Genomic DNA, 21541 nt, shown 5'->3' on the forward strand with positions numbered 1-21541 from the left:
ATTACAGTCCATGATTATTTTACCATATTAAAAAGTTACTTGATAACATTGCGAGATATTAAAATAAAAGAGATAATAGAAAGAACTATTATACTAACTATGTGAGGTCTTAGCTATGTCACAAGAAATTGAAATAGAGTTTAAAAATTTACTAACTCAAGAAGAATTTATAAAAATAAGAGACTTCTTTAATATAAAAGAACATGAGTTTTTCTTTCAAGAAAATCATTATTTTGATACACCACAATTTTCTTTAAAAGAATTGGGTGCTGCTCTCCGGATAAGAAAAAAGCAAGATAAGTATTGTTTAACATTGAAAGAGCCTGCTGAGATAGGCTTATTAGAAACACATCAATTCATTACAGAAGAAGTTGCTAATGAGATGATTCATTCAGGCCATATAATAGAAGGTCAAATTGCAGAACGATTAAACGGACATAACATTGATTATAAAACAATTACGTATTTCGGGACACTGTCTACTACAAGAGCTGAAAAAGAATATAAAAATGGCCTTATCGTACTAGATCACAGTCAATATTTATCAGTTGAAGATTACGAACTAGAATATGAAGTCCCAGATGAAGACGAAGGAAAAGTATTTTTTACTGATTTATTAGATGAACTGGATATACCCATTCGTCATACTAAAAATAAAATTCGTCGTTTTTATGAGCAAAAATATAAAGAGATGGGGTAATACCTTGGATATAAAAATGAAATACTATAAAACATTGATGGAACTCCAAGCATTACAGAATTTTAACAACACCTCGAACAGCATGACCAATCCTGAGTTTGACACAAACTTTCAGGAATTACTAAAGTCATTCATTGGTCAATCTGGTGTTACATCTGTTCCTGAAAAAACGCCGGTTTCTTTAGCATCTTTACCAAGCATGATGCTAAAAACTTCGTCTCAACTACCTATAAATATTAGTCATACATCACCAATTAGTTCAGGATCAGGTACAATCGATGATATCATTACGAAAGCATCAGCTAAATATGGAGTAGATGAAAAATTAATCCGAGCTGTTATCCAACAAGAATCAGGTTTCAAGACAAATGCAAAAAGCCACGCTGGTGCAATGGGCCTTATGCAATTAATGCCTGCTACAGCCCGTTCTCTTGGTGTAGATAACCCATTTGATGCATCTCAAAACGTAGAAGGCGGAACAAAATATTTAAAGCAAATGCTTTCTAAATACAATGGAGATGTATCATTAGCTCTAGCTGCTTATAATGCAGGACCAGGAAACGTAGACAAATACGGTGGCATTCCCCCATTTAAAGAAACGCAAAACTATGTTCGCAAAATCACGTCTACCTATCAAGTATAATATGTTTAGTCACACACCTACTATTTTAGTAGGTGTTCTATTTTTATCATTGATTTTAATTAAAAATGGCAACATGCTAGAAATAAAAAGACCTTTTACAATCATCTTCGAGCGATTTGTTTGAGATATATAAACTCACTTGATAAAATATAAATACGTCATAAAGACGTTGAATTATTTTATTAATAAAAAAACGTATTTTTTTAATATGTAAAAGCTTACTTTGTTAAAGCTCAAGTTGAGTTTTAACACATTGTTGATTAAATTTTCCCATAATATCTGATCCTAAAAAATATGGAAATCGACAACCAAAATAGGCAGAGTCCAAAGTTAAATAAATAGCAAACGTTAAAGGAGCTATCAACATGACAGATCAACAATTAACACCATATGAGGCGATTGGAGAGCAAACACTTTCGCAGCTTGTTGATTCCTTTTATGGAAATGTCCAAAATCACCCACTGCTAGCACCAATTTTCCCAGATGATTTAACTGAAACAGCTCGGAAACAAAAACAATTCCTTACACAATATTTAGGTGGTCCACAAATTTATACAGAAGAACATGGTCACCCTATGCTAAGAGCTAGACATCTTCCTTTTGAAATCACTCCATCTCGTGCAAATGCATGGATCTCATGTATGGAAAAGGCAATGAATGAGATTGAATTAGAAGAAAATGTGAAGGAATTTTTATTGCATCGTCTCACCCTTACTGCACATCATATGGTAAATAGTGCAGATAATGAAGATGACAATGTTCAGAAAGAGGTTAATAAAAATGAAGGACAATCATGAGAAAAAAGATGTCTCCCTCTTTTTCTCTCAGTGTAGTGGGCATCCTGATAAACCTTTAGAAATTTATATGTTTGTTGATCCTCTATGTCCAGAATGCTGGGCTCTAGAACCAATTATAAAAAAGCTACAGATTGAGTACGGACGTCTGTTCACTTTAAAATATATAATAAGTGGACGACTGGCTACTATGAATGTTTCAAAGAGAATGAGACCTGAAAAATTAGCTGAAGCATGGGAGAAAACTGCAAGTCGAACCGGTATGTCATGCGACGGAAATGTATGGCTTGATAACCCACTTTCAAGTCCGTATATTGCATCACTGGCAATTAAATCTGCCGAGCTTCAAGGGAAAAAAGCTGGACTTCGTTTTTTACGAAAGTTACGAGAACAATTATTCATTCAAAGTAAAAATGTTTCTGATGAGAGCCTTTTAGTCGAAATTGCTGATTATGTTGGTTTAGATGTTGATGAATTTCAAAAAGATTTACATTCTCAAAGCACCGCAAAAGCTTTACAATGTGATTTGAAAATCACATCAGAAATGGATGTCCAAGAAATACCTACACTTGCTTTTTTCAGTGAAGATGTTGATGAAGAAGGATTAAAAATAACAGGCATTTATTCATACGATATGTATGTGCAAGTTCTTAAAGAAATGATAGGTGATGTAATCAAACCTTCACATACACCACCATTAGAAGTTTTTTTACAGTACTATCAATTTGTGGCATCAGCAGAAATTGCTACCGTATACGATATGACATTAGCAGAAGTAGAAAAGGAATTAAAAAAACTTGTACTTTCTCAAAAAGTTGAAAAAGTTCAAGCTAAATACGGAACATTTTGGAAATACAATGATATTAATTAAAAATAATAATTGAGATGACTCCAATAAATCAGCACTCTCTTCTTTCTAGCGAGATCTGATCCAATGGGGTCATTTTTTTATGCCTTATCTAATAAAAGCTTTTTGTTCTGAAGACAGCGCATCCTCCAGCCACATTGGATGCATTGTTATAAGGCCTTTGGGTAATTTAGTAACTGGAAAGAATTCTACATCCAGTGATTCCACAGGATCTACACTAAGATGACCACCAGTGATCTTAGCAAGAAAATAAGTTGTAATAAAATGAACAACTTTTCCATTTGGATAATGAAATATCTGTGAAGTAGGATCAGAATAAACTCCAATTAATCTTTCAATGCTAATATCATAGCCTGTTTCTTCAAACACTTCTCGTTTGGCCGCCTGTTCAACTGTCTCCCCTGGCTCAACATGTCCTGAAGGAATTCCCCATAACCCAACATCAGTTCTTTTTTGCAATAAAACTCTTCCATGTTCATCAAATATAATAACAGCTACACCTGGGTGTATTATTTTACATTCCACTGCACTTCCCCACCTTTTTCTTGAACAAAATGACGTGAACTAGTGATCTATTATTTATAGCATAGCAAATAAGGGATAATATATGGGAGTTTTCATTCTCTGATTGAGGTTTTAGGATAATGAATGACTTTTCATTCTCTTATTCTAGGTAAAAAGAGGATAAATAAAAAACCCTATACAAGTATAGGGTCTTTTTTTATGTCTTAACGACAACAAAGGGGATGGGAGAAATTTTCACGGTCAAACAAAGGGGTAAATGTTTGTTTGTGATTAATTTCACATCTATAATATATCAAAAATTGTCGACAAATGACAAGTGTCGAGTTATCATTTCACAAAAATGTCACATAACAGTAAAAAGTTGAAGTAATTGATTTACTTTAAAACGAGTTGTTGAAGGGATTTTCTTTTGATCACTTAGTCTTGTTTTCCCCTGGCTAGAGGGTCTTTATGACCTTTTGCTTCTGCTATTGAAGGACCTCATCCACCTTATGACGACCTTTTGCTTCCTCTTTTTTCCTGCTAATGTCCGTCATCCACTCTATGACGACCTTTTGCTTCCTCTTTTTTCCTGATAATGTCTTTCATCCACTCTAGACGACCTTTAGCTGTGTGTCTTTCCAAGGCTAGAGGAGATCTTATCCACTACATGAACAACCTTTAACTTTTTCTTTTCCACACTAAACACATAAAAGTCCTTGCTTGTCTAAAAAATTACCTCAAACAAGGATAATGATATCACTTGCTTCATATAAAATATAAATAAGCACTGTTATAAGGAGGACTATTATGAAGGTGATCGGAATAATTTTAGGGGCAATTATATTTTTTGGATTGTTATTTTTAAACGTATTAGGTCTTATGAATCTTGTGCCTATGTATATTACGTCGCCTTTATTGTTTATTGCGATATTCATTATCCTTTATATAGTAAACCATCGAAAAACATTTAAAGGCTTTTAGCACACATCACATCTAGAAGATACATAAAAGGGAATGCGATGGTAACTCCGCATTCCCTTTTACATTATGCATTTATTTTAGATAGTAATTGTTCCATTTCATTTAACTTTTCTTCAAATACTTTACAAGCTTCTTCGATTGGTGTTGAAGATGTCATATCAACTCCAGCCTTTTTTAACACTTCAATTGGGTAGTCAGAGCTACCTGCTTTTAAGAATTCAAGATAACGATCAACAGCCGGTTGACCTTCTTCTAATATCTGATTACTTAGTGCTGTTGCTGCACTATAGCCTGTTGCATATTGATATACATAATAGTTGTAATAGAAATGAGGTATTCTTGCCCATTCTAGACCGATTTCTTCGTCTACAACAATATCTTCACCAAAATACTTCTTGTTTAAGTCATAATAAGTTTTCGTTAATAATTCAGGTGTCAGAGGTTCACCGTCTTGTGCTTTTTGATGAATAATGTGCTCAAATTCAGCAAACATTGTTTGACGGAAAACTGTTCCTCTGAAGCCTTCAAGGAAATGATTTAGAAGATATAAACGTTTTTTCTCATCTTCTATTGTGTTCAATAAATAATGGTTCAATAGAGCTTCATTACATGTTGAAGCTACTTCAGCCACAAATATTGAATAATTGCCATAAGGATATGGTTGTTCTTTACGCGTATAGTAGCTATGAACGGAATGACCGAATTCATGTGCTAATGTAAATAAGTTATTCACATTATCCTGCCAGTTCATAAGGATATATGGATTTGTACCATAAGTTCCTGATGAGTATGCTCCGCTTCTTTTTCCTTTATTCTCATGAACATCTACCCAACGGTTTTCAAAGCCTTCTTTTAAAATAGAAATATAGTCATCACCTAAAGGTTCGAGACCTTTTAAGATATAGTCTTTAGCTTCATCATAAGATACTTCCATTTTCACATCTTTAATTAGTGGAGTGTACAGATCATACATATGAACGTCATCAAGCTTTAAAACTTCTTTACGCAGCTTTACATAACGTTGTAATAAATCAAGATTATCATGAACTGTGCTGATTAGATTATCATAAACAGCTTCAGGGATATTATCACTACTTAGTGCTGCCTGTCTTGCAGAGTCATAATTACGTACCTTTGCACTGAAATTGTCTTTTTTTACTGTTCCACTTAACGTGCTTGCAAATGTGTTTTTAAAGCTACCATATTTGTCGTATACAGCTTTAAATGCTTCTTCACGTACTCTGCGGTCTTCACTTTCTAAAAAGCGAACATAACGGCCATGTGTGATTTCTACTTCTTCCCCATTTTCGTCTTTTATCGTCGGGAATGTTAAGTCTGCATTATTTAACATACCAAATGTATTACTAGATGAACCTAGTACTTCTGAAGCTTCAGCTAAAAGCTCTTCTTTTTCAGCAGATAATACATGTGGTCTTTGACGGTTGATTTCATCAATTGCATGTTCATAGAGCTTTAATCCCTTGTTTTCTTCTACGAAATTTTTAATCTTTGTTTCATCAATCGCTAAGATTTCTGGAACAATATATGAACTTAAGCTCGCAGCTTGTGTATATAAGTTTCTTGCACGATCATTTAATGCCTGATATGTAGAGTTTGTTGTGTCTTGATCATATCTCATATGTGCGTAAGTATATAATTTGCCTAAACGCTCCATCACTTCATCCTGATAAGTAAGCGCGTCTAACAATGTGTTCGCACTTTCATCAAGCTTTCCTTTGTATTCAGCTAATTTAGGTAAAGAAGCTTTCACTTCTTCATATTCTTTCTCCCATGCTTCATCAGATGAAAAAATATCTTCTAATCTCCAAGTATCCTCGGTTTTAATTTCATTTCTAGAAGGTAATTTTTTCACAGCAGTTTGTTCTGACATTTCTCTTCCCCCTTTTGAAATATTTGCAAATGCGGAGCTCGAATTCATTGAATGAATAATGGTAAATACTGTGATGAGTAATAAAATTTTATTGTGCTTCATATCCTTCCTCCTTGATTTCTTTCTCCGCATGAATTTTAAAAATCTTGCTCGGTAAAATCAAATGGATTGATTGAAGGATATGAACTTTCATCACTACCTCTATCTTCACCCTGCACAGCTTCTTTTGTCAAATAGTAAGCCGTAGCACCTACTCCTAACATGGATGCAGTCAAAAGAAGAGTATTACGTTTACGTTTCTTATTAAACATATGATCACCTCTTGTTGTTAATATCTCCCTATTAATTTGTTCAAAAAAATATTTGTTATTCATTTGTCTATAACAACTTGAATTTAGACAATAATTCCTGATCACTTTTTAAAAGATCTTCGGTTTTACTTTTCCACACCATGTGTTTTTCCTTAATAAATGTATTTGTATCGCTTCTTTTGATGATAGACATTTGACATAGCTTCAGTAAATAGCTTTTGATCACATAGGAGTAATGAAGATTTTTATGCAGCAAACGTCTAATCGTTATTAGCCCCGCTTGTATTTTAGTATCGATAAAAAAATACACATCACGAAAGCTAAAATGAGCTCCTAACCTAAGTTGATCAATAAAAATCAATATCCAGCTCTGCCAGATAAAAACGGGTGACTCTATCAAGTAGTTTGTAGCTAGTGGAAGAAATGCCAGCGTTGGTAAAGAGGAAAGCGGCAGCTGCTTTGTTTTATACAAAAAGATATTTAATGCATGTGTTTGCTTTGTTTTAAGTTGTGAGGAGTGAAGACGGAAGCTCTTTATTTTATTAACCCATGCTTGGATAAGCTGTTCAGTAGGATACATGTCACGAAATAGCTGGGGTAAAGAAACTCTATGCAGTGGAGTGTGTGTTGCTTGTGCAATGATTGATCTTTGGGAGAAAGGCATAATATTATGTAGCATAATAAGCATTTTCTGTTCAGAACAATATGCAATAATAGTAGGCGGTTTGTTTTGCTTATGAATATGTACAAATAGCCATTGAAAGCCTGTTAATTGAAATGAGAGAGAGCCTGTTCTTTTAATAGAATTGGCTCCTAGTATCCATAAATCATCAATCCCTGCTTTTTGAAATTCTCTTGATCTTTTCGTAATCAGCTGATGATCTATTTTGGCGCATTGAAATTCTATAGCTATTTGCTTTTGTTGATGTATGATCAAAAGATCTGGTCTTTGTTTTATGCTCTCTAAAAAGTATTCAAGCTTAACTGAAGAAATAGAGTCTTGTTTATCTAACCAATGAAACAAATCATACTTACCTTTACGGTGGTACTCACTTTCAGCACTACTTTCTAATAATGAACAACCAGTTAATTTCTTATGAGCAAAATGTGATGTGATCACCGTACCAATTTTCAAATCTAATTCACTAGAACATACAGGGCAAATAAACCGAGATCTTCCCCTCAGTTGTTTTAATTTAGCGTGTGACCATTTTTTCTCAGCAAGATTCACTTTGTTACCATCTTGATCGAGTGCAATAAACACTTAATCTCCTCCCTTCATTTCTTTTATTATCTTGATTTCTTTCAATTAATCAAAACATTAAAAATGAAAGTTGAGGTGACTAAATTAAATTTTGGTAAAAAAAGCGTTTCCTTTTTGAAAATCAATAAAGGCAAATGAGGCTGGGATATAAGTATTTAAGTTAATGAAAAACATGAATTATTAGGTGATATATCAATTAATCATTCGCCTAATAGTCCGGGTTTTTATTTGCTGTCATCAATAGATTTTTTGTTTTTGCATACTAATTCTAAGAACTAGTGGAATGGAGCGGAAGACACTCGGGCACCTACTTAGAATTGAGGAAAGGCTGAGACCCCGCAGGCATGCCGAGGAGGCTCAGCTTCCTCCCCGGCGAATGGAGTGTCTGCAGCGCAATGGAACGAACTTGTTTCTTTCAGCTTAATGAATTTAGATTTATTCGTCTTTCTGTATAAGTTCTTCACTGATGTCCTAACCTCTACCACTCTCTTCTAAAGCATTGGTGACATTAACCGGGCAGTTGATTCAAATAGCTTCTTCATGATTGACCTTTTGGAAAACTCATCCATAATAATTTCCCTAGATTCATCAATGTCCTTTATATACTCATTAACCAATGTTTGTGTACTTCCTGTTCGATACAGAAAAGCATTCACCTCGAAATTCAAATGAAAGCTTCTCATATCCATATTAGCGGTACCGATTGAAGCCAGCTCATAATCCACAATCACAATTTTACTATGCATAAATCCTTTTTCGTATTCATAAACCTTTGCACCAGCATCAAGGAGCTCTGGAAAATATGACCTTGAAGCATAGTATACAATCTTCTTATCAGGTCTTTTGGGCACCATTAATCGAACATCAATTCCACTAAGTGCCGCAACCTTTAGTGCACTTAAGATATCTTCATCAGGAACAAAATAGGGAGATGCAATCCAGACTGATTCTTTAGCGGAAACAATCATTGAGAAGAATAAATTCTTAATCACATCCCACTTATTATCTGGACCTCCAGCTATTAGCTGAACACCTCCAGTTTCCTCTATTTCTGCAGCTGGTGAAGATAAATATGTATCAGATAAAAGCTTCTTATCTGTCATATAGTACCAATCTTGTAAAAAAATCATTTGAAGAGTTCTTACAGCCTCACCTTTAACTAGTAAGTGGGTATCACGCCAATAACCAAAATAACTGTCTTTACCAAGATACTCATCACCAACATTTAAGCCACCTACAAAACCAACTGACCCATCAATAACAATGATCTTCCGATGATTACGAAAGTTAATTTTGTTATTTAAAAACGGAATTTTCACAGGTAAAAAAGATACTGTTTCAATTCCAGCCTTTTTCATATCTTTTATAAAATCTTTAGAAAGCTTCCAACATCCAACAGCATCATATAAAAATCTAACCTCAACACCAGCTTTTGCTTTTTCAATTAAAAGATTTTTCAGCTGTTGTCCAACTTCATCATTTCTAACAATATAATATTCAAGATGAATATGATGCTTCGCTCTCTTTAACTCCTGAAAAATATGTTCAAAAGTCTCATTTCCATCAGTGAGTGCTTTTGTTTTTGTAGCAAATGATATTGGACTATGCCCTAACCGATGTGCTAGCTTAAATAATAATTGCTGGTGATTGCCCATATGATTTATTTTATCTTGATATGAGCTTTGATTACCTTCAATTTCTAAAAAAGCCTTTTCATCCGTTAATGCTTTCTTTTCAAATAATCTTCTCTTCTTAATGTTTCTCCCAAAAAATAAATAAAAGAAAAAACCTACCAGTGGAAATCCACCAAGTACAACCAACCATGTGATTGTATGTGAGGGATGACGATTTTCAAGAAAGATAACAATACAGATAAAGATAATAGACAGCGTAAAAAGTACACTGAATGTACCAACAATCCAATCTCCCCATAGGTTTTTTGTTATTAAAATAATGGAAGCAATTACTGTAATAAATAATAGTAAACGGAATGTATACCTCATACTTTTTCACCTTACTTTATTTTTAGTCTTACTTCCCTTTTTATCTCTTGCTTAAACTTTGCTGCATTTAACACATCAAAGTAGACAGCACAGTATAAAGCATGGTGATATTCTTTTTTCACATTCTAGAACCTCTTATCTAAAATTACTATTTCCATCACATTAGGTTTATTAAATAGACCTTATTTATGGAATTTTGTCCTCGGATTGTAAATAACAATAATATTTCCCATGTTCAAAAAAAAATACCGATTCATTTAGAAATCGGCTATAGTATAAAGTATATTTATTTTATTGAAAACTTTTTTTCGTTTTTGATTACTCTGCAAAAGTCTCACAAATATATTACGAAAAATGTTTCTTAATTATAGTTAGTGCATGGTCTTTTGCAATTAAATTACCATACTCCTCAAGACGATGAATCGTTACTCTTGATTCCTGTCCGTATTCAAGGATAATACTTAATGTATTTTCAATTTCCTCATCACTAACTTCATCTTCAAACTCTACATAAACATAGTAGTTTTTATCTAGAGAATATAAATGATTCGTCATACCACCTAACAACGAATATTTAGATAGAGAAATAACATTTTCAAAATCATTAAATTTAATAACAAATTGAAGCTGTTGCTCTAACTCTTCTATTTGTTCATCCTTCGAATCACTGGATTTATTAAAATGGTGATCTAACAAGGATTCAATATTTTCATCAACCGGAAGCTCTTTCAACTTTTCATCTGAAATTGGAAGCTCGAGCTTTTGGCCATCCTTTGAAACCTGTGCCTTTGTTACAATAACCTCAAGACCTTTATCTAGTGCTTGAACTTGAATCCAGAGTGGACCTTCAACCATGAACTCTTCCTCTTCATGTACTTCATCCATCATTTCCCAGAAAAGTTCTTCACTTCGATCTCGATTGTACCAAATTTCCTCACGATCAAATCCACGCTCTTCTATATCCATATACGAAATATAAAACTTTACAGTATTATCGTTAATACGTTCGATTTCCATTTCTCAACCTTCCCTTCTGTATAAGATGTTGAAGGGACAACCCCCTCTAAAAGGTAGTTGTACTTTACTACACTTTACCCAAACATGTAAAGATTTAATCAATGGTAAAGTGAGTTTCAGCATCCCTAAATAGTAGATCATCTGCTGAGCTATTAAAAAACCTTCAAGTATGAAGCAATCTTGTACTCCTATTTTATGATAAAAAGGTCGTAAATGAAATAAAAAAACTCTGAATTTATAAAAACAGTTGTTTTACCTATATGAATTCTCCATCATAATTTATGATTACTCTCATATAATTGTACGAGCAGTGAAAAAGCTGAAAGAGGGTATAACTTTATGGAACAAGATTTCTTACTATCACTATTAGTCATTATAGGAATTGATCTCGTGCTTGGCGCAGATAATGCAGTTGTAATCGCAATGGCATGTCGAAATTTACCTGTTATTCAGCGGAACAAAGCAATTATTTTTGGTACTGTACTCGCAATTATTATAAGAATCCTCATTACTTTAATTGCTGTGTATTTATTAAATGTCCCATTTTTACAGCTAATCGGAGGGATTTTCCTTCTATATATTGCTTTCCATCTCATTGTAGGAAAAGACGATGATTCTAATAAAATAAAAAGTCACTCTTCTTTATGGAAAGCTGTACAAACCATTGTTGTAGCAGATTTATTAATGGGCTTTGATAACGTAGTTGCCGTAGCTGGAGCCGCACAGGGGCACATGTTACTTGTTGCTATAGGTTTATTCATCTCAATTCCAATTATTATTTGGGGAAGTAAATTGATCCTTGTATTATTAACAAAATATCCTATTCTGATATATGTTGGAGGAGGCTTATTATCATTTACTGCAGGGAAGATGATGGTAGGTGAGAATAAACTACAGTCATTATTTATGACACATCAATACTTAGCATATAGTTTACCATTTTTAACAACAGCATTTGTGCTTTTGGCAGGTATTCTATATCACCAACTAATAAATCTACAAACAAATAAATAAACACATAATACTTAATGACTTCAGCCCTTTTCCAAATAAGAAACTATATAAAATATGAAAAAGGCAGACTCTTTTATAAGAATTTGCCTTTTCTACTAGTTAATTCACTAAACGTTGAGCTTCTCTTAATTGATAAGTACGAACACGACGTGGTAGGAAACGACGAATCTCATCTTCATTATATCCTACTTGTAGTCTTTTCTCGTCGATAATAATAGGGCGACGAAGAAGACCAGGATTTTCTTGAATTAAGTTATATAAATCTTGTAAAGGTAATGTTTCTAAGTTTATATTTAACTTTTGGAAAATTTTTGAACGAGTCGAGATAATTTCATCTGTTCCATCTTCAGTCATTCTCAAAATTTCTTTTATTTCTTGAATTGTTAAAGGTTCAGAGAAGATATTTCGCTCAATATATGGAATGTCGTGTTCTTCTAACCAAGCTTTAGCTTTTCTACATGAAGTACAACTTGGTGACGTATATAGTGTAACCATTATCCTTCACTCCTCTAATTATAGAATGAGTTTTCATAAAGAAAAGTATATAAAATTGAAATTACTTTAAATAAGAAATCTCTAAATTGATTATACTATAAAAAAGTAAGTATGCATATAGATTTTATGTTAAAAGTATGACAAATCGATTACATTACTAATTCACTTAAGTAAATCACTATTTGACTATACAGTCATTTTTTTGTCTTTTTAGTCAAAATTAAGGAAAATAGATCAAATTTTGTCTTATCATTGTCAATTACCATCTCATTTTCTCAATTAACTTAAATCTTTAAATAGGTCATTATTATCATTCTTAGAGTCATTATTAATTGTTAATACATCATCAACTGGCTGATACGAATCACCGTAAAGCTCTTTATCCTTAAAGGTATGAATGAGTTTATATGTTTGTTTCATCGCATCATAAACCTGTTCTTCTGATTCATTATTTGGGGCCCAATAAAGAATCTCCATTTTATTTACTTCATTTGTTGCAAGAGATCGACGTTCATAGCCTATAGAAGTAGCATGCTTAAATCCTTCTCTTTGATAAAATTTCAATCGTTTTTCTGAGTCAGTATCTTCGTAATTAACTGGTTCTACTTCTAAAATGATTGGTTTCCTCTTTTTCTTGAGCTTCTCAATTAATTTGTTTCCTAGCCCTTCACCACGTGCGTCTTTTGAGACAAAAATATAATCAATAAACACAAAATCATCAAGTTCTACATACATCATTACATGATGCTTACCTTCATCTTTATGATATATATCTCCTTTTTCCTTAAGTAAAATCTCTAAGTGTTCTTTAGATTTCATTTCTTCTATGGGAAAATACTGATTGAGTTTTTCATACCAATTCATTGATCTACTCCCTTGTTCGAATTTACACTACTAAGTTCTCCCACAATTATGTATACCCTGCTTTTTTTAGTATTAAACTTGGTAAATTTTTTATTTTGGCTTTGTTTTATTCTTTTGTTGATTTTCTTTACTGGTATTTGCATCCTAGGAATAAAATGAATCCCTATTTCCAAAACCAATTTCCCTAAGTACGAGCACCTGTAGGACCCTTTGACACGCTTCTCTAAACAGTTTCTCATGCCTTTATTACTAAAATAAACAAAGTGTTAAGAGCAAGCCAATATTAAGCTTTAACATCATTTAAATGGAGGTCGAACTACATATATGGTTCCCTTCATCATTGGTAAAATTATCTGTTGTTTTTTTAATGTAGATACTAAATGAACACCAAGAAATGAAGATAATAAAAAAACGCTTGGGCTATGACTGACCCAAACGCTTCTATACATATTCTTACTATTACTTTTATTTTTAATTAACGGGTGTGTAATCAACTCCAGTTGAATAGGTATTTCCTGCATTCCATAGTAAAAATTCTTTAATACCATGTTCATTCAAAGCCCTAATTTGATCTTGTACCTCTTCCTTGCCATAAGATTGATAATTACCACTTCCTAAATATGATGCAGTAAAGTCTTGCAACCATGGTCTTGAGGTTGGTTTGTTTGTGAGTTCATTTAGCTTTTGAATTTCTAATTTTGCGTATTCGCTAACAAGTTTATATGGCTCTAGATCAGGTTTTGCAATACCAAAATATGAAGTCCAATGACTTGGATAAATCATTGATGAAATAACATCAACATGCTCTGATATTTTTGAGAAATTTTGTCCAATGCCTGGTGCCTCCTTTAAAGTTGCTGTATATCCAAATATATCTACAGAAACTTCTACTCCGTAAGGCTCTAATTTTTTCTTAGCATATGAAACAAAATCAGTCACAGCAGTTACACGTTTTTGTACATTATCTTGCTTATCATCACCATATTTCCCTTTACTATAAACTAGCTTATCATCACGTCGTTCAAATCCCTCTGGAAACCGTACATAATCAAATTGAATTTCTTCAAATCCAAGCTTGGCTGCCTCTATTGCCATATTGACGTTATACTCCCATACTTCCTCTACAAAAGGGTTAACGAACGATTCTCCCCTACCGTTTTTCCATACCTCTGTACCTTCCTTAAATGACCATTCTGGCTTTTGATTAGCTAATTCAGTATCTTTAAACACAACAATCCTAGCAATCGGATAGATTTGCTCTTTTTCCATTTCCTTTAATAGTTTTTTTGGATCTTTTATGTAGTTTTTTCCAATATTAAAATAAGGTGAAGCTTTATCAGGTATATAAGTAAGATGTCCATGATCATCTTTTACATCAATAACCATTGCATTAAGCTCTGTGCTTTTTATAAGATTTTTAAGTTTTTGAAATTTCTCTCCACCTGCAGAGTGCCCTGTAACATAAATCCCTCTAACAGCATCTGGATAAGTAAATGTATAACCGGAATCATACACAAATCTAGGCATTGACTCAGGAATGCTTTTTATTTGTAGTCCTACTTTATTTTCCACATGATTTTTACTATTAATTTCTTCTTTCGTATTTGCTTCAACATCAGTAGAAATAAATAGTATAGTCGTTAGAAAAATAATGCATAAAACAAAATGTCGACTATGAAACCCCTGCATCTAATCTCCCCCAGTTTAATATTGATATCTTAAGTATAAAGAAAGAACACGTGTTAAAACTACAAATTTCGAGGTTATCCCCTACAGCTAACTATTTTATATAGTATATGCAACATTCCCTTCGGAGATTAGGACAAAACATTATATATATTTGGTATATGGTATAATGCACGAAAAATTGTTAAATTTTAATGAGTTCATAAAAAAAAAATGACCAATTCAAAGTTGATTTGGTCATTTTAAGCAATTAATTAGAGTATTGTTTTTTATATTGTTCAAACTCAGATAATGAGCACATAACAAAATGCCCTGGTTTTACTTCTCTAAAGTCAACATCTTCATTTGGTTGGTAATTATGTTGACTAGGATCATATGTTTTTCTTACACGAGTACGTTCGTAATCAGGATCTGGAAGTGGAATTGCTGATAATAATGACTGAGTATAAGGGTGAATAGGGTTATTATACAGTTCATTAGCATCTGCTAACTCAACTAACCTTCCAAAATACATAACACCAATACGATCACTGATATATTTAACCATCGAAAGGTCATGGGCAATAAATAAATATGTTAACCCTTTTTCCTTTTGAAGTTTTTTCATTAAGTTTACAACTTGTGCTTGAATCGATACGTCAAGTGCTGAAATTGGTTCATCAGCAATGATGAATTCAGGTTCTACCGCAAGTGCTCGTGCAATACCAATACGTTGACGCTGTCCACCACTAAATTCATGTGGATAACGGTTAGCATGCTCACGGTTAAGACCTACTGTTTCTAATAATTCATATACTTTTTCTAAGCGCTCTTTTTTCGTTTTTGCCAATCCATGTATATCAATTCCTTCTGCTATAACATCAGAAATTTTCATACGAGGATTTAAAGAAGCATAAGGATCTTGGAAGATCATTTGCATTTTACGGTTAAATGCTTTTAAATCAGACTTGGATTTTTTTCCATGTACATTGACGCCATCATAAATGACATCACCACCTGTAGCATCATATAACCTAATGATTGTACGTCCAGTTGTCGACTTCCCACAACCTGACTCACCTACAAGTCCAAGTGTTTCACCTTTATAAATGTCAAATGAAATGTTGTCAACAGCCTTCACTTCATTAGGTTTTCCAATATTAAAATGCTGCTTTAAGTTCTTTATTTCTAGTAATTTCTCTTTTGCCATAATTATTTCCCCTCCTTATTTTCAGGGAATTTACGTCTACGACGCTTTACAGCTTCAGGTGGCTCTACCTTTGGCGCATCAGGGTGTAATAACCAAGTAGCAGCATAATGTGTATCAGAAACTTTATACATAGGCGGTTGCTTTTCATGATCTATTTTCATAGCAAATTCATTACGAGCAGCAAATGCATCACCAGCTGGTGGATTCAATAAATCTGGTGGTGTACCTGGTATTGCATATAACTCAATATCATCTGATTCTAAATTAGGCATCGAACTAATTAAACCCCATGTATAAGGATGTTGCGGATTGTAGAATACTTCATCAACAGTTCCGATTTCAACAATTTTACCACCATACATAACCGCAACACGATCAGCTACGTTTGCCACAACTCCAAGGTCATGAGTGATGAAAATAATTGATGTATCGATTTTCTTTTGTAAATCTTTCATTAATTCAAGAATTTGTGCTTGAATCGTAACATCTAATGCCGTTGTTGGTTCATCTGCAATTAAAACCTTTGGATTACATGCAAGTGCAATCGCAATAACAACCCTTTGTCTCATACCACCAGAAAACTGGTGAGGGTACTGATTGAAACGTGCTTCAGGTTGCGGTATACCAACTAAACGTAATAAATCAATAGCACGATCTTTTGCAGCTGATTTACTTAAGTTTTGATGTTTAACAATTGGTTCCATAATTTGCTTACCAATTTTCATCGTTGGGTTTAAAGATGTCATTGGATCCTGAAAGATCATTGAAATATCTTTCCCGCGAATTTTCTGCATAGCCTTATTATTAAGCTGTGCAAGATTTTTATCATCAAATAAGATTTCTCCTGCCTTAATTTCTGAATTAGATTCAGGTAAAAGGCGCATAATTGATTTAGTTGTTACAGATTTACCAGATCCTGACTCACCAACAATAGCAAGTGTTTCTCCTTTGTATAAGTCAAAGTTTACGCCACGGATAGCCTGTACTTCTCCTCCAAAAGTATGAAACGAAATGTGTAAATCCTTCACCTCTAATATTTTTTCCATGATCTATTCACCTACCTTTTTAGTCGCGCATTTTCGGATCTAGTGCATCACGAAGTCCATCAGCTATCATATTAAAACAAATCATAATTGTACTGATTATAATTGCTGGGAAAATCATTTGATAAGGATATAATCTCAATGTTTTAAAACCATCATCAATTAATGTACCTAAAGATGCTAATGGATCTTGTAGACCTAAACCAATAAAGCTTAAAAACGCTTCGAAGAAGATAGCACTAGGTATTGTAAACATTGTATTGATTATGATTACACCTACTAAGTTAGGTAATAAATGTTTTATAATTATTTTTCGATCATTTGCACCAAGTGTTCTTGATGCTAATACGAATTCTTGGTTTTTATATTTAAGAACCTGACCACGCACAACCCTTGCCATACCAACCCATCCGGTAATTGTTAAGGCTATCGTAATGGATATAATACCAGGCTTCAATATGATGATCATTAATATAACAACAACCAAGTTTGGTATACCAACTAATATCTCAATGATACGTTGCATGATTGTATCCACACGACCTCCGTAATAACCGGAAATTGCACCATATGCTACACCGATAATCATATCAATAAAAGCTGCTAGTAGAGCAATATATAATGATACTTGTGTACCTTTCCAAACACGTGTAAAGATATCACGTCCTAAACTATCTGTTCCAAACCAATAGTAAGCATCAGATGCACCTTTTAGTTCATACGCATCATATACTTCTCCATTTTTCTTTGTTAAAGTTCCGTCAAATGGAAGCCATGAAATATTTTCTAGAGCTTCAACCCTTGGTGGAAGATTTGAATGCTTTGCATTTTGCTCTTTATAATCATAATCGTTTAGAAAAGGTCCAGCTATCGCAAGAATTGCTAAAAGAAATAAAACAACAATACTTACAATTGCCGCTTTGTTTTTCTTCACACGCAACCATGCATCTTGCCAGTAATTTAAGCTTGGCTTAGAAATTTTCTCACTTACTGATGAATCTAAATCAGCGGGTTGAAACAAGTCTTTTGAGATTTTCTCATCTTGCTTTGACATTATTTTTTACCTCCCGCTAAACGAATTCTTGGATCTATTATTCCATATAACAAGTCAACAACTAAAACAACAAAGATAAATAATGCTGCAAATAAAATAGTTGTTCCCATAATTACTGGATAATCATTAACATTTATTGACTTTACGAACTGTTCACCAAGTCCAGGGATACCAAAGATTTTTTCAATAACTAGTGAACCAGTCATTAAACTAACTGTTAGAGGTCCTAATACAGTGATAACTGGAATTAATGCATTACGTAGAGCATGTTTAAATGCAACTTCAAATGAGCTAGCACCTTTTGCTCTTGCTAATGTAATGTAATCTGAGCCCAATACTTCAATCATTTCTGTTCTCATAAAACGAGCTGCAATAGAGATTGGGAACATCGCTAGTGCAATAGTAGGCAGGATTGTATACTCTGGTCCTCTCCAGAAGGCAACTGGTAACCAACCTAATTTTACTCCAACATAATATTGAAGAAGTCCAGCAAATACGAAAGAAGGAATTGATTTACCGATAACGGCTATAAAGGTTGTCGAATAATCTACCCATGTATTTTGCCTCAGTGCACCAATTACGCCTAGTATAATTCCAAGAATTGTTCCAAAGAACATTGCTTGGAAGCCAAGTACTGCCGAAGGACCGATACGATCCATAAGGATATCTGTTACACTTGCGTTATTAAACTGAAAGGATACCCCTAAATCTCCTTTAGCTAGGTTAACCATATAAGTTAAATATTGAATCGGAACTGGCTCATCCAATCCATATTTGTCTTTCATAATGGTTACCTGTTCTGGTGACAGCTTACTTATGTTAGTGAAAGGAGTACCAGGGATTAATTTCATGAGGAAAAAAGTAAATGTGGCTATTAATATTAAGGTAAGTAGCATATAAACGATACGTTGTGATATATACTTAACCATATGAAACGCACCTCCTAAAAAACTAAATTTTCTCCATTGTTCGACAATTCTGTTACAAGGGAAAAAGAGAGTATATCTCCTATACTCTCTTCAACCGGTTCAATTATACCGACTTTTGGTCAATCCGTAAACTATAAAGACAATCTATCATCATTGGTAAAAGAAACCAAGATGATAGATAATCTACATAACTAGACAATACAAATTGTCAGGTAATGATGGATTAATTATTTAATTGTAACCCATTTATAGCTGTACTCAGGACCAATGAAGTGATATGTGAATCCTTCTACTTTATCAGCAACCAATACGTTAGATGAACGTTGGTATACTGGTGCTAAAGCAGCATCTTCTTCAAGTAGAATTTTTTCTGCTTGTTGTAATGCTTCAAAACGCTTAGCATTATCATCAGCATAAGTGTACTGAGCATCTTCTAACAATTTGTCATATTGCTCGTTAGAATATGCCATTTTGTTGTTTCCACCATCTGTGATCCAAAGATCAGAGAAAGAGATTGGATCTTGGTAATCAGGACCCCAACCAGCGAATTGTAAATCATAGTCCATTTTAACGTCACGATCTAAACGAACGCTGAATGGTACAGATTGTACATCAATCGTTAATCCTTCAAGATTTGTTTCTAATTGGTTTTTAATGTAAGAATCAGTTTTCTTAGAAGTTTCAGTGTCTCCACCAAGATATACTAATTTAACAGAATCTGTACCTAATTCTTTAAGTCCAGCTTCCCAGAACTTTTTAGCTTCTTCTACGTTATACTCTAACATATCTCCGTTAGCTTCACGGAAATCTTTACCGCTTGGATCAGTTACGAAGTTTTTCGGTACTGAATAGTTAGCAGGAACAGATCCGTTATTTAAGATACTGTCTGTTAAATCTTGTTTATTAAATGCAGTTGCAAGTGCACGACGAATGTTTTCGTTAGCTAATGCTTCATTTTGTTGATTCATTTTAATCCAGAAAATTGTAGGCTCTAACCATTTAATTAAGTTAGGGTCACCTTCATATTGTGGAACGATATCAGATGCAAGTTTACCAGTGATATCAGCTTCACCAGTTTCATATGCATTTGCTGATGCTTGTGGATCTTTAAGTACGTTAAACTGGATGTTTTCTAAAGCTACAGCTTCAGCATCCCAATACTCAGTGTTTTTCTCCATAGTCCATTCAGTTGCAGTGTTGCCATCCCAAGCTGAAAGAACAAATGGTCCGTTAAATACTAAGTTTTCAGCAGATGATGCATATTGATCACCTTTTTCCTCAACAAACTTTTTGTTTTGAGGGTAGAAAGTTCCAAATGCCATTAATGATTCAAAATATGGAATTGGTTTTTCTAATGTAATTTCTAAAGTCTTTTCATCTTTAGCAACAACGCCTAAAGTGTTAAGATCATATTCTTTCTTTTCTGAAGCTAATTTAGTGATTTCTTTTGCTCCTTTGATTTTACCTTCCATCATGTAAGGACCATAAGGAGAAGCAGTTGCTGGGTCAATCGCACGTTGCCATGCAAATACGAAGTCTTCTGCTGTTACAGTGTCTCCGTTAGACCATTTAGCATCTTTCAATTTCACAGTATATACTAAACCATCTTCGCTCACTTCAGGTTCTCCATCAGCCATACCAGGAATTGCTTCTTGGTTTTGGTCTAAACGGTATAAACCTTCCATTACGTTAGCTAATGCTGTAAAACTTGCTGAATCTTGCGCCATAACGCTATCCATAGATGGAATTTCAGATGTTTCTAATACTTTTAATTCTTGTGGTACTGATTCTGCAGCAGTATCGCCACCTTCATCAGTTTTAGATTCATCACCACCGCCATTACATGCTGCTAAGAACATGCTAAGCACTAATGATAAAGCTAAAAGAAGAAATAATTTCGACTTTTTCACAAGTAGACCTCCCTTTTTTTTATATGCTGTTTTTCTTACAAGGATTATTATACAAGTATTCAAACAATTGTGCATTTATTTTTTTAATAAAGTTTACACAAATGCAATAATATTAAAGAAATCCTCACAAAAAATAGTTCTAAAGACCCATATGTTTCGTTTGAATTTTCTTATAATTTTTGCCATTTTTTTAGACATATGCTTTAACGCGTTGACTTGTAAAGGGTTACATAATCTAACAAACTTTTTTTCTCATTAAAGAAATTCCAACTATTTTTTTCAAAAAAAACAACCCATAATATTGTTAAAATAATATTTCCAGAATAACTTTATACCTATTTTTAGCTCCTCCTTTCTTCTGATATAATAAAGTTTATG

At 33.5% G+C, this 21541-nt stretch carries 20 protein-coding genes; 6 read left to right on the plus strand and 14 right to left on the minus strand.

The features are described 5' to 3' along the window. The first annotated feature begins 115 nt into the window (after positions 1-115). The 4 genes from FS935_RS12605 to FS935_RS12620 all read left to right on the plus strand — a co-directional run bounded on the left by FS935_RS12605 (position 116) and on the right by FS935_RS12620 (position 3008). On the plus strand, positions 116-700 hold the full coding sequence (locus FS935_RS12605) for a CYTH domain-containing protein (RefSeq protein ID WP_146948943.1): 585 nt from the start codon (positions 116-118) through the stop codon (positions 698-700). After that, the gene (locus FS935_RS12610) at positions 672-1343 is read left to right on the plus strand and encodes a lytic transglycosylase domain-containing protein (RefSeq protein WP_439116646.1); all 672 of its coding nucleotides are present in this window, start codon (positions 672-674) and stop codon (positions 1341-1343) included. Before FS935_RS12605 ends, FS935_RS12610 begins: the two co-directional genes overlap by 29 nt. Positions 1344-1708: 365 nt before the next feature. Next, complete coding sequence (locus tag FS935_RS12615; RefSeq protein WP_146948944.1) at positions 1709-2140, plus strand: globin domain-containing protein; 432 nt, start codon at positions 1709-1711, stop codon at positions 2138-2140. Beyond that, positions 2124-3008: a ClpXP adapter SpxH family protein gene (locus FS935_RS12620; protein WP_146948945.1), complete on the plus strand. Its 885-nt coding sequence runs from the start codon at positions 2124-2126 to the stop codon at positions 3006-3008. Before FS935_RS12615 ends, FS935_RS12620 begins: the two co-directional genes overlap by 17 nt. Before the next feature lie 84 nt (positions 3009-3092). Here the strand turns inward: FS935_RS12620 and FS935_RS12625 are convergent, their stop codons facing one another. Next, the gene (locus tag FS935_RS12625) at positions 3093-3530 is read right to left on the minus strand and encodes an NUDIX hydrolase (RefSeq protein ID WP_146948946.1); all 438 of its coding nucleotides are present in this window, start codon (positions 3528-3530) and stop codon (positions 3093-3095) included. Between the two features lie 789 nt (positions 3531-4319). On the opposite strand from FS935_RS12625, the gene FS935_RS23655 reads away from it, so the two are divergent. Further along, entirely contained in the window at positions 4320-4493 is a 174-nt protein-coding gene (locus FS935_RS23655; RefSeq protein WP_168714481.1) for a hypothetical protein, read from the plus strand. Positions 4494-4557: 64 nt separating this feature from the next. Here the strand turns inward: FS935_RS23655 and pepF are convergent, their stop codons facing one another. From pepF to mecA, 5 genes are all read right to left on the minus strand, one after another. Beyond that, positions 4558-6384 (minus strand): oligoendopeptidase F, encoded by a 1827-nt coding sequence (gene pepF / locus FS935_RS12630; RefSeq protein WP_146949027.1) that lies wholly within the window; start codon positions 6382-6384, stop codon positions 4558-4560. A gap of 137 nt (positions 6385-6521) precedes the next feature. Next, the gene (locus tag FS935_RS12635) at positions 6522-6758 is read right to left on the minus strand and encodes a hypothetical protein (protein ID WP_146948947.1); all 237 of its coding nucleotides are present in this window, start codon (positions 6756-6758) and stop codon (positions 6522-6524) included. Positions 6759-6762: 4 nt separating this feature from the next. Next, on the minus strand, positions 6763-7959 hold the full coding sequence (locus tag FS935_RS12640) for a competence protein CoiA (RefSeq protein WP_146948948.1): 1197 nt from the start codon (positions 7957-7959) through the stop codon (positions 6763-6765). A gap of 491 nt (positions 7960-8450) precedes the next feature. Continuing rightward, positions 8451-9962, minus strand: coding sequence for a cardiolipin synthase (cls, locus tag FS935_RS12645; RefSeq protein ID WP_146948949.1), 1512 nt, complete (start codon positions 9960-9962; stop codon positions 8451-8453). A 345-nt stretch (positions 9963-10307) separates the two neighbouring features. After that, the gene (mecA, locus tag FS935_RS12650) at positions 10308-10979 is read right to left on the minus strand and encodes an adaptor protein MecA (protein ID WP_146948950.1); all 672 of its coding nucleotides are present in this window, start codon (positions 10977-10979) and stop codon (positions 10308-10310) included. 339 nt (positions 10980-11318) lie between these two features. Here mecA and FS935_RS12655 point away from each other — a divergent pair, with 339 nt between their 5' ends. Beyond that, on the plus strand, positions 11319-11993 hold the full coding sequence (locus FS935_RS12655) for a TerC family protein (RefSeq protein WP_146948951.1): 675 nt from the start codon (positions 11319-11321) through the stop codon (positions 11991-11993). 99 nt (positions 11994-12092) lie between these two features. Here the strand turns inward: FS935_RS12655 and spxA are convergent, their stop codons facing one another. From spxA to FS935_RS12695, 8 genes are all read right to left on the minus strand, one after another. Then, positions 12093-12488: a transcriptional regulator SpxA gene (gene spxA, locus FS935_RS12660; protein WP_146948952.1), complete on the minus strand. Its 396-nt coding sequence runs from the start codon at positions 12486-12488 to the stop codon at positions 12093-12095. Between the two features lie 279 nt (positions 12489-12767). Next, positions 12768-13352 carry a GNAT family N-acetyltransferase gene (locus FS935_RS12665; protein ID WP_146948953.1) on the minus strand — a complete coding sequence of 195 codons (585 nt, stop codon included), beginning with the start codon at positions 13350-13352 and terminating at the stop codon, positions 12768-12770. 471 nt (positions 13353-13823) lie between these two features. Next, on the minus strand, positions 13824-15041 hold the full coding sequence (locus FS935_RS12670) for a putative glycoside hydrolase (protein ID WP_146948954.1): 1218 nt from the start codon (positions 15039-15041) through the stop codon (positions 13824-13826). A 247-nt stretch (positions 15042-15288) separates the two neighbouring features. Beyond that, positions 15289-16227: an ABC transporter ATP-binding protein gene (locus FS935_RS12675; RefSeq protein ID WP_146948955.1), complete on the minus strand. Its 939-nt coding sequence runs from the start codon at positions 16225-16227 to the stop codon at positions 15289-15291. Between the two features lie 2 nt (positions 16228-16229). Further along, positions 16230-17273, minus strand: coding sequence for an ABC transporter ATP-binding protein (locus FS935_RS12680; protein ID WP_146948956.1), 1044 nt, complete (start codon positions 17271-17273; stop codon positions 16230-16232). Between the two features lie 19 nt (positions 17274-17292). Then, positions 17293-18324 carry an oligopeptide ABC transporter permease gene (gene opp3C, locus FS935_RS12685; RefSeq protein WP_146948957.1) on the minus strand — a complete coding sequence of 344 codons (1032 nt, stop codon included), beginning with the start codon at positions 18322-18324 and terminating at the stop codon, positions 17293-17295. Then, positions 18324-19253 carry an oligopeptide ABC transporter permease gene (gene opp3b / locus FS935_RS12690; RefSeq protein WP_146948958.1) on the minus strand — a complete coding sequence of 310 codons (930 nt, stop codon included), beginning with the start codon at positions 19251-19253 and terminating at the stop codon, positions 18324-18326. Before opp3b ends, opp3C begins: the two co-directional genes overlap by 1 nt. Positions 19254-19480: 227 nt before the next feature. Continuing rightward, on the minus strand, positions 19481-21163 hold the full coding sequence (locus FS935_RS12695) for a peptide ABC transporter substrate-binding protein (protein ID WP_146948959.1): 1683 nt from the start codon (positions 21161-21163) through the stop codon (positions 19481-19483). Between the last annotated feature and the right edge of the window lie 378 nt (positions 21164-21541).

This window comes from Metabacillus litoralis (assembly GCF_007994985.1).
Taxonomy (GTDB): Bacteria; Bacillota; Bacilli; order Bacillales; family Bacillaceae; genus Metabacillus; species Metabacillus litoralis.

What these genes read in the sequence shown, in the direction of transcription:
- FS935_RS12605 (WP_146948943.1), top strand. Translation starts at nt 116, where the DNA reads ATGTCACAAGAAATTGAAATAGAGTTTAAAAATTTACTAACTCAAGAA.
- FS935_RS12610 (WP_439116646.1), top strand. Translation starts at nt 672, where the DNA reads ATGAGCAAAAATATAAAGAGATGGGGTAATACCTTGGATATAAAAATG.
- FS935_RS12615 (WP_146948944.1), top strand. Translation starts at nt 1,709, where the DNA reads ATGACAGATCAACAATTAACACCATATGAGGCGATTGGAGAGCAAACA.
- FS935_RS12620 (WP_146948945.1), top strand. Translation starts at nt 2,124, where the DNA reads ATGAAGGACAATCATGAGAAAAAAGATGTCTCCCTCTTTTTCTCTCAG.
- FS935_RS23655 (WP_168714481.1), top strand. Translation starts at nt 4,320, where the DNA reads ATGAAGGTGATCGGAATAATTTTAGGGGCAATTATATTTTTTGGATTG.
- pepF (WP_146949027.1), bottom strand. Translation starts at nt 6,384, where the DNA reads ATGTCAGAACAAACTGCTGTGAAAAAATTACCTTCTAGAAATGAAATT.
- FS935_RS12635 (WP_146948947.1), bottom strand. Translation starts at nt 6,758, where the DNA reads ATGAATAACAAATATTTTTTTGAACAAATTAATAGGGAGATATTAACA.
- cls (WP_146948949.1), bottom strand. Translation starts at nt 9,962, where the DNA reads ATGAGGTATACATTCCGTTTACTATTATTTATTACAGTAATTGCTTCC.
- mecA (WP_146948950.1), bottom strand. Translation starts at nt 10,979, where the DNA reads ATGGAAATCGAACGTATTAACGATAATACTGTAAAGTTTTATATTTCG.
- FS935_RS12655 (WP_146948951.1), top strand. Translation starts at nt 11,319, where the DNA reads ATGGAACAAGATTTCTTACTATCACTATTAGTCATTATAGGAATTGAT.
- spxA (WP_146948952.1), bottom strand. Translation starts at nt 12,488, where the DNA reads ATGGTTACACTATATACGTCACCAAGTTGTACTTCATGTAGAAAAGCT.
- FS935_RS12665 (WP_146948953.1), bottom strand. Translation starts at nt 13,352, where the DNA reads ATGAATTGGTATGAAAAACTCAATCAGTATTTTCCCATAGAAGAAATG.
- FS935_RS12670 (WP_146948954.1), bottom strand. Translation starts at nt 15,041, where the DNA reads ATGCAGGGGTTTCATAGTCGACATTTTGTTTTATGCATTATTTTTCTA.
- FS935_RS12675 (WP_146948955.1), bottom strand. Translation starts at nt 16,227, where the DNA reads ATGGCAAAAGAGAAATTACTAGAAATAAAGAACTTAAAGCAGCATTTT.
- FS935_RS12680 (WP_146948956.1), bottom strand. Translation starts at nt 17,273, where the DNA reads ATGGAAAAAATATTAGAGGTGAAGGATTTACACATTTCGTTTCATACT.
- opp3C (WP_146948957.1), bottom strand. Translation starts at nt 18,324, where the DNA reads ATGTCAAAGCAAGATGAGAAAATCTCAAAAGACTTGTTTCAACCCGCT.
- opp3b (WP_146948958.1), bottom strand. Translation starts at nt 19,253, where the DNA reads ATGGTTAAGTATATATCACAACGTATCGTTTATATGCTACTTACCTTA.